Raw genomic sequence first — 12,578 nt, 5'->3', positions numbered from 1 at the left:
TCTCTCTCCCAAGCCCGCTCATTCGAAAGGTCCATCATGTCCACCGATGCAAAGCCGCCCGCCCCCATCGACCTCACCGCAGTCAAAAGCCGTCAGCAAGGCGCCTGGTCCACCGGCAACTATGCCGTGGTCGGCACCACCGTGCAGATCGTCGGCGAAAATCTTTGCGAAGCGCTCGATCTGCGGGCCGGTTCGCGCGTCCTCGATGTCGCCGCCGGCAATGGCAACGCAACGCTTGCGGCAGCGCGTCGGTGGTGCGACGTCACTTCGACGGACTACGTATCGTCGCTGCTCGAAGCGGGCCGGGCGCGTGCGCTCGCGGAAGGGCACACCATCCATTTTCAGGAGGCGGATGCGGAAAACCTGCCGTTCGACGACGCCTCGTTCGACGTCGTCGTGTCGACCTTCGGTGTGATGTTCACGCCCGACCAGCAGAGGGCGGCCGGTGAACTTGCGCGCGTCTGCAAGCCTGGCGGCAAGATCGGCCTCGCGAACTGGACGCCGGAGAGTTTCATCGGGCAGGTGTTCAAAACCATCGCCAGATACATTCCGCCGGCGCCCGGCGTCCGTTCACCTTCGCTATGGGGCACGAAAGCAAGGCTGGACGAACTCTTCGCGACAACTGCGCGCGACATCCACGTGGAGAATCGCGAATTCGTGTTCCGCTATCGTTCGCCCGAGCATTGGCTAGAGGTGTTCCGCTCGTACTATGGGCCGATGAGCAAGACGTATGGCGCACTGGATGCCGCGCAGCAGGCGACGTTCACTCAGGATCTGATTGCGCTGATGACGAGCGGGAATCGCTCGGGCAACGACTCGCTGGTGTTGCCGAGCGAGTATCTGGAAGTGGTGATCGAGCGCGGTTGAGCGCGCTCGACGCGGGGGTGGCACTGGTGGCGCTTACTGCCCCGCCACACCGCCCCTCAGAAACGGCACATACCCGTCCTGCGCTTTAAGAATTTTCTCCGCGCACTCGTCGTAATCCGAGCCCTTCTCGTTGCCCGGCTCGTACATACCGCGGCACTGCGCAAAAACGGTCAGCGTGGCGCCGGCACCTTTCGCCGTGCGCGTCGCCGACAATGCGACCTTGCCCGAGCGCGACGGAATGTCCGTTTCGATAGCGACCGCATTCGCCCGCGTCACCGCGGTATCCGAATGCTGTTCGATATAGCTTTTGGTCAGTGCCCAGGCGGCGTCGCAGTTCGCCGGTTCGCAATCGACCGTCGCGCGACGCTGCGCGAGCGTCAGGCTGCTTTCGTTGTGGAGGAACGCCTGAGCTTGCGCCTGCTGCTTTTCAGGCGACGAGCAGGCAGTGAGAACAAGCGCGGCAAGCGCGAAGACAGCAATCTTTTTCACGTCGTACTTTCCAAGCATGGGTCGAGCGCGATTATAGCCGCGCGGCACCGGCCCCCGCAGATCGACCCGGCCTCAAGAAAATCCGCCCAAAAGGGTAAACACCCAGAAGATTCCCCGGCCGCGGAAAGCAGGCAGAAGGCATCTGTTTTTATACTCCGTTGAAACGAAGCCTCAGGCGAGCGGTCGATATCGCCGGGTGCATTGCAACAGGAGACCCCACCCATGCCACCGTTAGTCCGCTTCATCGCGATTGCCGCGACGGTCTGCGCGATGCTGCTCGGCGCGCCGCTCGCCCACGCACGGAAGCTGACGCTGATGACCGGCGGCGTCTCCAAGATCATCTATCTCCCGGTCACATTGGCTGCGCGGCTTGGCTATTTCCGCGACGAAGGGCTCGACGTCGACGTGCTGTCGGAACCCGCCGGTGTCGACACGGCAACGGAACTGATCGCCGGCGCGATACAAGGCGCGGTCGGCTTTTACGACCACACCATCGATCTGCAAAGCCGTGGCCAGGACGTCCAGGCCATCGTCGTGCTGGGACTCTCCGCGGGACTCGCGGAACTGGCATCCACCCGCGTCGCGAAGCCCGCACACAGCATGTCGGACCTGCAGGGCGGGCGGCTCGGCGTGACCGGCTTCGGCGCGTCCACGTATTTCCTGAGCCGCTATCTCGCGCAACAGGCCAGCTTGCCGGACAACGCGTACACCATCGTCGCACTCGGCCCCGACAACGGCTTCGCGGACGCGATGACAAAAGGCAGCATCGACGCCGGCATGATCGAGGAACCCACCGCATCGCGGCTATTGGCCACGGGCGACGCGCGCGTCATCGCCGATATGCGCACGATCGAAGGCGCGCGTGCCGCACTCGGCGGCCCTTATGTGGGTGCGTGTCTGTACGCGCAGCGCAAATGGATCGACGCCAACCCCGACGCTACGCGGCGGCTGGTACGGGCGATGGTTCGCGCGCTCGCGTTCATCGGCTCGCATTCGGCCAGCGAAATCATGGCGGTGCTGCCACCGGATTTCGTCGGCCAGAACAAGCCGGTTTATCTGCAGGCGCTCACCGACACCATGCCGTCTTTCTCCCGCGACGGCCGCATGCCCGAGCACGCCCCGCAGACCGTGCTCGGCGTCCTGGCCGCGGTCGATCCGTCCATCGTGCCGCGCCACGTCGATCTGTCGCGCACGTACACCAACCGGTTCGCCGACGCAGCCCGCGCTCCCTGACGACGGCTCGGCGCCGCACGCGCCGAAGCGGCGGCGAGTACCCGACACGATTTCGATTACCTTGTTTAACTCACGGAACACGAGACATGAAGGCCATACGCATCGAACAATACGGCGGACCGGAAGTGCTGCAGCGCGTCGAGATCGCCATTCCCTCACCCGGTCCCGACGACGTACTGGTGAAGGTCGCGTGCGCCGGCATCAACTTCATGGACATTCACACGCGGCAAGGCAAGTACAAAGTCTCGCGGACTTATCCCGTGCGTCTGCCGTGCACGCTCGGCATGGAAGGCGCGGGCGAAATCGTCGCCATCGGCTCGAACGTCAACACGCTGAGCGTCGGCGACCGGGTTGCCTGGTGCATTTCGTGGGGCGCGTATGCCGACTACGCGGTCGTCCCGGCGGCACGCGTCGCGCGCATTCCGGCGGCGATTGCGTTCGACCTCGCGGCAGCGGCGATCTTCCAGGGATCGACCGCGCACTATCTGCTCGAAGACGTCGCGCATCTGGGTGCCGGCAGCACGTGCCTCGTGCACGCGGCATCCGGCGGCATCGGTCAGTTGCTGGTGCAACTGGCCAAACGGCGCGGTGTGACGGTCTATGCGACGACCAGCAGCGAAGCCAAGGCCGAGGTCGCACGCGCCCACGGCGCCGACCACGTCATGCTCTACGACGAAGGTCGCTTCGCGGACCACGTCCGCGAAGCGACGGGCGGCCGCGGCGTCGACGTCGTGTTCGACGCGGTCGGACGCACGACCCTGCGCGACAGCTTCCGGGCCACGCGCACGCGCGGTCTCGTAGTGAATTACGGCTCAGTCGCAGGCTCGCTGAACGATCTCGATCCCATCGAACTGGGCGAAGCCGGTTCTCTGTTCCTCACCCGCCCGCGTCTTGCCGACCATCTGGCCGACGCCGGCACCGTGCAGCGCCGCGCCGACGAAATCTTCGCGGCGCTGCTGGACGGTTCGCTGAAAATCGAAATTAGCGGCCGCTACACGTTCGACGACGTCGAAGCCGCGCACGAAGCACTCGAAGCACGCCGTCAGTTGGGCAAGTCCGTCATGACGATCGGCTAACCCTTTCCTTTTTCCAGTCGACGCAGCAGTCTCGCGGCGGCCGCCATGGCGCGCCGGGGAGTCGCTCGTCCCTCACTCACGAGGTCACCATGACAGCTTCATCCCCGGTTCAGGGCGCTCACGACACGGCGTTATCGAAGGAGTCGCGCGTGCGTTCGGTGCTGCGCGTCACCTGCGGCAACTTTCTCGAGATGTACGACTTCACCGTCTACGGCTACTACGCGGCCGCGATCGCCAGCACGTTTTTCCCGACGGGCAACGAATTCGCGTCGCTGATGCTGGCGCTCTCGGTGTTCGGCGCGGGCTTCCTGATGCGCCCGGTCGGCGCGCTCGTACTGGGCGCGTATATCGACCACCACGGCCGCCGCAAAGGCCTGCTTCTCTCGCTGATGCTGATGGCGCTCGGCACGGCCTGCGTCGCGTTCGTGCCGGGCTATCAGACCATCGGCCTGCTGGCGCCCGCCATCGTGCTGTTCGGCCGGCTGCTGCAAGGTTTTTCAGCGGGCGTCGAACTCGGCGGCGTGTCGGTCTACCTGTCGGAGATCGCCACACCCGGCCATCGCGGTTTTTACTGCTCGTGGCAATCGGCCAGCCAGCAGGTCGCGGTGGTGTTCGCCGCGTCGCTCGGCGTGCTGCTCAACCGGCTGATTCCCGCCGCCGACATGAACACGTGGGGCTGGCGCATTCCGTTCATCGTCGGGTGCGTGATCGTGCCGTTCCTGCTTTACGTGCGCCGTTCGCTGCGCGAGACCGACGAATTCGCCGCGCGGCGTCATCGTCCGGGTATGGCGGAGATTGCCCGTTCGATGCTGCAGCATTCGCGGCTCATCGTCGCCGGCATGGGCCTCGTCATCATGACGACCGCGTCGTTCTATCTGATCACCGCGTACACACCCACCTTCGGCAAGGTCGTGCTCAAGCTTTCGTCGCTGGATTCGCTGCTCGTCACCGTGTGCGTGGGCGTGTCCAACTTCATCTGGTTGCCGATTGCCGGCGCCGTGTCGGATCGCATCGGCCGTCGTCCCGTGCTGCTCGTGTGCACCGTGGTCGCCATTCTGACCGCCTATCCCGCGATGCAATGGCTGGTCGCGCAACCGTCGTTCGGCCGCCTGTTGCTGGTGGAACTGTGGCTGTCCCTGCTGTACGCCTGGTACAACGGCGCGATGATCGTCGCGTTGACCGAGTTGATGCCGGTCGACGTGCGCACGACGGGCTTTTCGATGGCGTACAGTCTCGCGACGATGGTCGGCGGCTTCACGCCGGCTATCGCGACCTGGTTGATTCATACTACGGGCGACAAGGCGTCGCCCGGCGCATGGATGGCATTTGCCGCGCTGTGCGGGGTCGTTGCGACACTGGTGCTGTACCGTTCGCCGCAAGCTCGCGAGCGCTACAGAACGGCTTGAACGCTCGAGGATTCAGAGGATGCGGCTACTGCTCGTCGAAGACAATGATCAGCTCGCGCATTGGCTCGCGAAAATACTGTGCGACGAAGGCTTCCTGCTCGATCGCGTGAGTGACGGCGAGGCCGCCGAGAGCGCACTGCGGGCAATGCCGTACGACGTCGTGCTGCTCGATCTGAATCTGCCGCATCTGTCGGGCAAAAGCGTGCTGCGCCGCATGCGCGAGCGCGGCGATGCGACGCCGGTGCTGATCCTGACCGCCACCGGCGCGGTCGACGAAAAAGTGGTGTGCTTCGCCGCGGGCGCCGACGATTACATCGTGAAGCCGTTCGATGCCCGCGAACTGGTGGCGCGTGTCAAGGTGCTGGCGCGCCGCCAGACGCCGTCGCGTTCGAACCGCCTGAAGTGCGGCAATCTCGTCTACGACATGGACCGCTGCCAGTTCACCGTCGAAGGCGAGCCGCTCACGCTGACGCCGCGCGAACACGCGGTGCTCGAAGCGCTGATTCTGCGCACGAAGAAGACGGTCGCCAAGACCATGCTCGCCGATTCGCTGAGCCACGCGGATGCGCCCACCAGCGAAGACGCGATCGAAATCTACGTGTCCCGCCTGCGCAAGAAGCTCGAAAAGAGCACCGCGACCATCATCACGTTGCGCGGCCTCGGCTATCTGCTCGAAGACGGTGCCGATGACGAATAGCCTGCGCCTGCGGCTGTTGCTGTGGCTGCTGTTGCCGATGACCGTCTACGTGATCGCGGCCGGCCTCATCGCGCACGACAATGCCGGGCGCACGGCGAACCTGCTGCAGGACGAAGCGCTGCTGTCGTCGGCGCGTGTGATGGCGGGCGACATCAAATGGGACAACGGCGTGCTGCACGCCGACATCTCGCCGAGCGCCATCGAGATACTGAGTTCGCCGTATGGCGACATGGTGTATTTCAGCATTCGCGAAGCGAACGGCGCGACGATTGCGGGCACCTCGCAATTCCCGACGCGCGTGCCGGGCGACTCGCCGCTGTGGTACGACGCGACCGTGAGCGGACGCCCGATTCGCGCGGTGTCGCTGATTCGCCCCATGTACGACGACGGCCGGACGCGGCAAATAGTGGTGTCGGTCGGGCGCACGCTGCTGCAGCGCGACGCCACCATCGCTTCGCTCTGGCAACCGCAGATGCTGCATTTCGGCGGGATCGTCGCGATTGCCGTCGTGCTGGTGTGCATCGGACTCACGTTCGAATTGCGACCGCTGATGCGGCTCACGAAAGACCTGCTGATGCGCGCGCCGAACGTGTCGCTGCGCGTGCGCGCCGATCCGCTGCGCAACGAATTGCGGCCCATTGTCACGGCGTTCAATCGCTGCCTCGACATCATCGAGCGTAAGACCACCATGCAGCGGCGCTTCATTGCGGACGCCGCGCATCAACTGCGCACGCCGCTGACCTTGCTCGGCACGCAACTGCAATACGCGCGGCGGCAGGACGATCTGACGCAGGTCAAGGAGACGTTGGCCGCGATGCATCGCAGCAACCGCTCGCTGGTGGCGCTGACCAACCAGTTGCTGATGCTCGCGCAAGCCGAGGCCGCCGATTACGCCGATTTCAAGGGTGCGCCGGTCGATCTGCGCGAGCTTGCCACGGCGACCATCGAACAGCTTGCGCTGCTCGCGCAACGTCGCAGCGTGGAGTTGTCGGCCCACTTCGAAGCCGAAGCGCAGGTGATGGGCAACGAGCCGCTGCTGAACGTGCTGCTGTTCAATCTGCTTGACAATGCGATTCGGTATACCCCGGCCGGTGGGCGGGTTGCGCTCGATCTGACGGTGCGTGATGGACGGGTCGTGCTCACTATCGCCGATGCCGGGCCGGGGATCGACCCGGCGCTTCGGGAGAGCGTGTTCGAGCCGTTCTTTCGTGCGTCGACAGAAGAAGGCAGCGGGCTCGGGCTGTCGATCGTCAGGGAAATCGCCCGCGCGCATCTCGCGGAGGTCGTGCTGGGCGATGGGCCAGAGGGGCGCGGGCTGGTGGTGTCGGTGGTTTTTCCGGGCGTGGGTGGGTGAGGGCGCGGCTAAGCCTCAAAGGCAAGGTTCACCCGTGAATCGCTCGACGACCTGCCCTTCTTCGTTGTGCGTCGAGACCGTGTAGGCCTGGAACCGTGCTTCGGAATTCAGGATCATCGCCAGCACGGCTTTTTGTTTCTCGATGTTCGAGTCGCCGAACACGCCGATGCCGCATTGAACTGCCCGTGCGACGTCTTTCGTTGCCGCCCTGGCACCAGCGACCGTGCCGCCGTGGATCAACAGTTGCGTATAGGCTTGCGCAAACTGGACCATCGCGGCGTGTTCTCGCGGATCGGGATAGGTGCTGTCGATGTACGCGTCGATGTCGTCTCGTACCGTGTTGCGATTCGCGTCGGGGCCGATGATTCGGGCAGCGTAGTCATCGTTCGCAACAGGGGCCGCCGGTTCACCCGTAAGCGCCGGGCCGGCGCAAACCAGCGTCGTGCAGATCCATAACAACTCAAGGCTGCGTCTCACCGCTTCATTCATCGCATGCTCCCCATGTCCCGAAGGTCGCTAGCCTACCGCGAATCCCGCCCGCCTCACCATCGGCCGCTCCAGTCGCTGCGTTATACTCCCGCGATGGAAATCAAACCGACCTCGTCCAGCCTGTCTCGTTGGTGGCGCGCCTGAACCCGGCGGCCCGTTTCCCCCTAACCATCGAAAACGTGATGCCGCCAGTCAAGGCGGCATTTTTGTATTCGCTCGCCGATGACTGGTTGCCTCGCTAAACTGACTCACCAGACCATGACACAAACCACTCCTCCCATCATCCTGACTGGCGACCGGACCACCGGCCCGCTGCACCTCGGCCACTACATCGGCTCGCTGCGCGCGCGCGTCCAGCTGCAGCACGAAGCGAAGCAGTTCCTGCTGCTCGCCGACACCCAGGCGCTGACCGACAACGTCGGCCGTCATCAGAAAGTCACCTCCAACGTCATCGAAGTCGCGCTCGACTATCTCGCCTCGGGCATCGACCCGGAGAAGTCGACCATCTTCATCCAGTCGCAAGTGCCGGAACTGGCCGAACTGACGCAGTATCTGCTCAACCTCGCGACGGTCGCGCGGCTCGAACGCAATCCGACCATCAAGCAGGAAATCCAGTTGCGCGGATTCGAGCGCGATATTCCGGCGGGCTTCCTGACGTACCCAGTGAGCCAGGCCGCCGACATCACCGCGTTCAAGGCGACCCGCGTGCCCGTCGGCGACGACCAGTTGCCGATGATCGAGCAAACCAACGAACTGGTGCGCCGCTTCAATCACACCGTCGAGCGTGAAGTGCTGGTGGAATGCGAAGCGGTGCTGTCGCAAGTCACGCGGCTGCCCGGCATAGACGGCAAGGCGAAGATGAGCAAGTCGCTCGGCAACTCCATTGCGCTGGGCGCGACGCCGGACGAAATCACCAAGGCCGTGAACAACATGTACACGGACCCGAACCATCTGCGGGTCAGCGATCCAGGTCAGGTGGAAGGCAACGTGGTGTTCGCATTCCTCGATGCGTTCGAGCCGGACACGCAGAAAGTGGACGACCTCAAGGCGCACTATCGCCGCGGCGGTCTCGGCGACAGCGTCGTCAAGCGCGCGCTGAACGAGCGTCTGCAAGAGCTGATCGAGCCGATCCGCGCGCGCCGCCGCGAACTCGAAGCGGACAAGGGAGAAGTGCTCGCGGTGCTGAAACGCGGCACGATGCGCGCGCGCGAAGTCGCGGGTGCGACGGTTGCCGAGGTGAAGAGCGCGTTGGGACTGAACTACTTCGACTGAGTTCAGCCAGGTTCAACAAGGTTCGCCAAGGCGGACACGAGCGTACGGCGGGCGCGTCAGGCGCCCGCTGTAAAAGCCTCGTTGTCCGCGAAAATCTTCTGCAGAAAATCCATCACGGCCCGCACTTGCGGCGAGCCGCGCACGTCCCGATGCACCGCCATCCAGATATCGCGAGAAAACGGCTCGCCGTCGTAGGCGACGCGTTGCAGACCGGGCTCGGCATCGGCGAGAAAGCACGGTAGACCGGCCACGCCGGCGCCCGCCTGGGTCGCGGCCAGATGCCCGGTGATCTCGCTGATCTCGCACGCGACCGGCCGTCCTCGCGCTACGCTCATCAACCATTTCTGTTGCGGCATGTCGGCGAAGCCGGCGTCGTACACGATGAACTCCCACGCCGCCGGATTATTCAGTTGCGGATAGTCGCGGCTCGCGTACAGATCGAACGCCATGTGCCCGAGCTTGCGCACGACCGTCGTCGCTTCCTCGGGGCGCACGAGGCGCAACGCGATATCGGCTTCCCGTCGACTCAGCGACACGCGGCGCGCCTGCCCCGCCACGGACAAGCGCACGCCCGGATGCGTCTGGCGAAACTGCGCGAGATGCTTCACCAGAAAACTCGCCACCAGCACGGGTGGCGCGCTGAGCGACACCTTGCCGCTCAACGGCGACAGGCTCGCATCCAGCAGACGCTCAATGGCGTAGGCGTTTTCTTCCATGCCCTGAGCGATTTCGAACACCCGCTGGCCCATCGGCGTGAGCTTGCACGACCTCGGCAGGCGTTCGACCAGCCGCGTTTTGACCTCGTCTTCCAGCGCGCTCAGGCGCCGGCTCACGGTCGCGTGATCGACTTCCAGGCTGCGCGCAGCGCCCGACAAGGTGCCGATGCGCGCGACGGCGAGGAAGTGGCGGACATTTTCCCAATCGAACATCGGTGCGTTTTCTCCAGTAAGGAGTGCGGTTGTGGGGAATATTCGCACAAACCCGCGGCGTCTAATATGGGTCCATCCTGAGTCTTCCGAGGTTTCCCCATGAGCATCACCATGAGTCGCGCTCAACGCGGCACACTGGCCGCCGCAGGACTGGGCTTCGTCGTCGTTCTGCTGGATGTCAGCGTGGTCAACGTCGCGCTCGATGCGCTGCGCGGGCGTTTCGCGACCGACGTCAGCGGTCTGCAATGGGTGGTCAACGCCTACACGCTCGCGTTCGCTTCCCTGCTGCTGACCACCGGCGCGCTGGGCGACCGCTTCGGCGCGCGGCGTGTCTTTACCGCCGGCTTCGCGGTCTTCACGCTCGCTTCTATCGCGTGTGGCCTCGCGACTTCGCTGCCGTTGCTGGTGGCCGCGCGTGTCGTGCAAGGGCTGGGCGCGGCGCTGCTGGTGCCCAATTCGCTCGCCATGCTGCGGCAGGCGTTTCCGGATGCGCAGCAAAGAGGACGTGCAGTGGGCTGGTGGAGCGCGGCGGGCGGTGTGGCGCTGGCTGCGGGTCCGGTTCTGGGCGGATTGCTGGTGACGCATATAGGCTGGCGCAGCATCTTCCTTATCAACCTGCCGATCGGCGTCGCAGGCGTCGTGCTTACGCTTCGTCATGCGGCCGCCGCGGTGCAGGCGCGCGGCCGCGGCATCGATCTTCCGGGGCAACTCACGGCGATCCTTGCGTTGATCGCGCTGACCGTGTGTTTCTCCGAAGCCGGCCGGCTCGGCTGGCAGCATCCGCTGGTGCTTGGCGCAGCGCTGCTCGCGGTGCTCGCGTCGCTGGGTTTCGTCGGCGTGGAGGCGCGCAGCAAGGAGCCGATGCTGCCGCTCACGCTGTTTCGCGCGGCAACGTTCAGCACCGCGTCGGTCGCGGGCGTCATCGTCAACTTTGCCTATTACGGGTTGATCTTCGTGTTCAGCCTGTTCTTTCAGATCGAACAGCAAATGTCCGCGCAACGCACCGGCCTCGCGTTCCTGCCGATGACCGCCGTGGTAATGGCCGTGAATATCGTGGCGAGCCGTTCGCTTCACCGCGTGGGTGCGAAGCGGATGATGATCGGCGGGATGGTGGTGGCCGCGTTGGGGTATCTGCTGCTGTTGCCGGTGAGCTTCGGCGGCTCGTATGGCGCGCTGGTCGTGCCCATGCTGATCGCGGCGGGCGGCATCGCGGCGGTGGTGCCGACCATGACCAATCTCACGCTGTCGTCAGTGGATGCCGCTCGCTCCGGGATCGCGGCAGGCGTGCTCAATTCGGCACGACAGGTGGGCGGTATGCTCGGCGTGGCCGTGTTCGGCTTCTTCGTGCGCGACACTCAGCCGGCGGCCTTCATGCGGGGGATGCATCTGTCCATCGTGACCGCGGCGGGATTGCTGTTGTGCGGCGGCGTGATCTGTCTGATGGGGATCAGGCCGCCGCGCGAATTGCGGTGTGGGGAGGGTCACGCTTCACGACTCGCTGGAGAGGGGTGAGCAACCTCTGCATGGAGAATCAGACTGAAAGAATCGCAACCGTTGCATCGGTACATGACGCGGCGATCATGCCGGTTCCGCGTCACGATAGTCGTCTGCCATCGCATCGGCCACCGTCCGCAGAGGAGCGTCGGCCTTCTCGTGATTCAGATGAAGCGGCTTCACGTCTGCGGTCCAACCTGCGCGGACTGTCTCTTCGATCTGCGCCAGCAACTCCGCAATCAGCGTCTGACGCCTGCGAAATGCAGCGCGCCGGTTCGACGGGACCTCGCTGATGTCGCGGTGAAGGGGGCGAAGCGGCAGCAGGAACCGCCCTTCGACCTCGACTCCGCCTGATTCACGCCAGAAGCCGTCATAGTCGGCACTGAACTGAACTGCCGTTGCAGCAGATATATGCTTGTTCTTCGCCACGCCGGTCAGCGCGTCCACGACTGCCATCGTGCACAGTTTGCCAATGGCCTCCAGCACGGCCGCCTTCGGTCGCAGGCCATGACATGCACGGGTGGCTTCGCGCACCCGCTCTCTGTCTCCGCCGGCCGGCCCCTGCAGCCCTCCGATCAGCGCGCCCCGTTTCCCCGCTCCGGAATGCACTTCGAAGCTGACGGTCGCCCACGCAAGGTCGACGCGCTCGACCACGTCACGCCAGGCGACGGTCAGCAACCCTTCGCGCCAGCAGCGTACCGGCTCACTCACCACGAGCGCATACCTGCCGTTCGATGACAACGTCGTATGTTCCGCATTCAGGTAGAGCCTGCGCACCCTATCTTCACCAAACAGCTCGCGCGCGATTCGAAAGTGCCCGCACAGCAGTTCGGCACGCGCATAGGCAGGCATATCCGCCTCTGCGAAGCGACGAAAGGGCCGCTCGAGAAAGCGCCGGTTGCAGACAGCCATGTCCGCAAGTAGTGTGTCCGTCGTCAATGCCTTCAACCAGATGCGTGCCGCAAACGGATTGAGTAATGCGTACATCAGCACGCGAATCCTCCGGAAAATATCCTGAGGAGTTCGTCCAGGAATAGCGCGAGATAACAGGCGGCAAACTTCAGAAAGCGACATGATCGACCACGTTTTATTTTATTTTCTTGAAGGTGCTTGCAAGGAGGCGACCGTGGCAATTGCAAGAGTCGCCATCAGAAAGCTTGCCGCAAGGGAAATGTTCAGATCCAGAACTTTAGTTAGTCCGAATGCCAGCCATTGCATTTTGCGAATTGGACCGTTCGCTTAATACCTCGCATTACTGACCATTAACAATAA

The 12,578-nt window shown here is 64.2% G+C and carries 12 protein-coding genes; 8 read left to right on the top strand and 4 right to left on the bottom strand.

What is annotated here, in order from left to right; translation table 11 throughout:
* Window positions 1-36 precede the first annotated feature (36 nt).
* Window positions 37-867, top strand: a complete 831-nt coding sequence (locus FQ746_RS06690) for a class I SAM-dependent methyltransferase (protein ID WP_144108156.1) — start codon at window positions 37-39, stop codon at window positions 865-867.
* A 33-nt stretch (window positions 868-900) separates the two neighbouring features.
* On the opposite strand, the gene FQ746_RS06685 is transcribed toward FQ746_RS06690, so the two are convergent.
* Window positions 901-1,356, bottom strand: coding sequence for a lipoprotein (locus FQ746_RS06685; RefSeq protein WP_144108155.1), 456 nt, complete (start codon window positions 1,354-1,356; stop codon window positions 901-903).
* A 222-nt stretch (window positions 1,357-1,578) separates the two neighbouring features.
* Between FQ746_RS06685 and FQ746_RS06680 the strand changes: the two genes are divergently transcribed.
* The 5 genes from FQ746_RS06680 to FQ746_RS06660 all read left to right on the top strand — a co-directional run bounded on the left by FQ746_RS06680 (window position 1,579) and on the right by FQ746_RS06660 (window position 7,122).
* Entirely contained in the window at window positions 1,579-2,589 is a 1,011-nt protein-coding gene (locus tag FQ746_RS06680; protein WP_144108154.1) for an ABC transporter substrate-binding protein, read from the top strand.
* Window positions 2,590-2,675: 86 nt separating this feature from the next.
* Complete coding sequence (locus FQ746_RS06675) at window positions 2,676-3,665, top strand: quinone oxidoreductase family protein (RefSeq protein WP_144108153.1); 990 nt, start codon at window positions 2,676-2,678, stop codon at window positions 3,663-3,665.
* Window positions 3,666-3,754: 89 nt separating this feature from the next.
* Entirely contained in the window at window positions 3,755-5,071 is a 1,317-nt protein-coding gene (locus FQ746_RS06670; protein WP_144108152.1) for an MFS transporter, read from the top strand.
* 19 nt (window positions 5,072-5,090) lie between these two features.
* Window positions 5,091-5,768 carry a response regulator transcription factor gene (locus tag FQ746_RS06665; RefSeq protein WP_144108151.1) on the top strand — a complete coding sequence of 226 codons (678 nt, stop codon included), beginning with the start codon at window positions 5,091-5,093 and terminating at the stop codon, window positions 5,766-5,768.
* Window positions 5,758-7,122, top strand: coding sequence for a sensor histidine kinase (locus FQ746_RS06660; RefSeq protein ID WP_144108150.1), 1,365 nt, complete (start codon window positions 5,758-5,760; stop codon window positions 7,120-7,122). The genes FQ746_RS06665 and FQ746_RS06660 overlap by 11 nt, the downstream gene beginning before the upstream one ends.
* Window positions 7,123-7,137: 15 nt before the next feature.
* Here FQ746_RS06660 and FQ746_RS06655 read toward each other — a convergent pair whose 3' ends face one another.
* On the bottom strand, window positions 7,138-7,599 hold the full coding sequence (locus FQ746_RS06655; RefSeq protein ID WP_144108149.1) for a hypothetical protein: 462 nt from the start codon (window positions 7,597-7,599) through the stop codon (window positions 7,138-7,140).
* A 270-nt stretch (window positions 7,600-7,869) separates the two neighbouring features.
* On the opposite strand from FQ746_RS06655, the gene trpS reads away from it, so the two are divergent.
* Complete coding sequence (gene trpS / locus FQ746_RS06650; RefSeq protein WP_144108148.1) at window positions 7,870-8,883, top strand: tryptophan--tRNA ligase; 1,014 nt, start codon at window positions 7,870-7,872, stop codon at window positions 8,881-8,883.
* A gap of 56 nt (window positions 8,884-8,939) precedes the next feature.
* Here trpS and FQ746_RS06645 read toward each other — a convergent pair whose 3' ends face one another.
* Entirely contained in the window at window positions 8,940-9,812 is an 873-nt protein-coding gene (locus tag FQ746_RS06645; protein ID WP_144108147.1) for a LysR family transcriptional regulator, read from the bottom strand.
* A 99-nt stretch (window positions 9,813-9,911) separates the two neighbouring features.
* Between FQ746_RS06645 and FQ746_RS06640 the strand changes: the two genes are divergently transcribed.
* On the top strand, window positions 9,912-11,324 hold the full coding sequence (locus tag FQ746_RS06640; RefSeq protein WP_144108146.1) for an MFS transporter: 1,413 nt from the start codon (window positions 9,912-9,914) through the stop codon (window positions 11,322-11,324).
* A 66-nt stretch (window positions 11,325-11,390) separates the two neighbouring features.
* Here FQ746_RS06640 and FQ746_RS06635 read toward each other — a convergent pair whose 3' ends face one another.
* Window positions 11,391-12,380 carry a DUF535 family protein gene (locus tag FQ746_RS06635; protein WP_144108145.1) on the bottom strand — a complete coding sequence of 330 codons (990 nt, stop codon included), beginning with the start codon at window positions 12,378-12,380 and terminating at the stop codon, window positions 11,391-11,393.
* Window positions 12,381-12,578 lie beyond the last annotated feature (198 nt).

Source organism: Paraburkholderia sp. BCC1886 (assembly GCF_900996245.1).
GTDB lineage: Bacteria > Pseudomonadota > Gammaproteobacteria > Burkholderiales > Burkholderiaceae > Paraburkholderia.
The sequence above is the reverse complement of the archived record's forward strand: the minus strand, read 5'-3'. Positions and strand labels throughout refer to the sequence as shown.

Coding starts and splice junctions, on each gene's coding strand:
- FQ746_RS06690 (WP_144108156.1), top strand. CDS start 37: ATGTCCACCGATGCAAAGCCGCCCGCCCCCATCGACCTCACCGCAGTC.
- FQ746_RS06680 (WP_144108154.1), top strand. CDS start 1,579: ATGCCACCGTTAGTCCGCTTCATCGCGATTGCCGCGACGGTCTGCGCG.
- FQ746_RS06675 (WP_144108153.1), top strand. CDS start 2,676: ATGAAGGCCATACGCATCGAACAATACGGCGGACCGGAAGTGCTGCAG.
- FQ746_RS06670 (WP_144108152.1), top strand. CDS start 3,755: ATGACAGCTTCATCCCCGGTTCAGGGCGCTCACGACACGGCGTTATCG.
- FQ746_RS06665 (WP_144108151.1), top strand. CDS start 5,091: ATGCGGCTACTGCTCGTCGAAGACAATGATCAGCTCGCGCATTGGCTC.
- FQ746_RS06660 (WP_144108150.1), top strand. CDS start 5,758: ATGACGAATAGCCTGCGCCTGCGGCTGTTGCTGTGGCTGCTGTTGCCG.
- trpS (WP_144108148.1), top strand. CDS start 7,870: ATGACACAAACCACTCCTCCCATCATCCTGACTGGCGACCGGACCACC.
- FQ746_RS06645 (WP_144108147.1), bottom strand. CDS start 9,812: ATGTTCGATTGGGAAAATGTCCGCCACTTCCTCGCCGTCGCGCGCATC.
- FQ746_RS06640 (WP_144108146.1), top strand. CDS start 9,912: ATGAGCATCACCATGAGTCGCGCTCAACGCGGCACACTGGCCGCCGCA.
- FQ746_RS06635 (WP_144108145.1), bottom strand. CDS start 12,380: ATGTCGCTTTCTGAAGTTTGCCGCCTGTTATCTCGCGCTATTCCTGGA.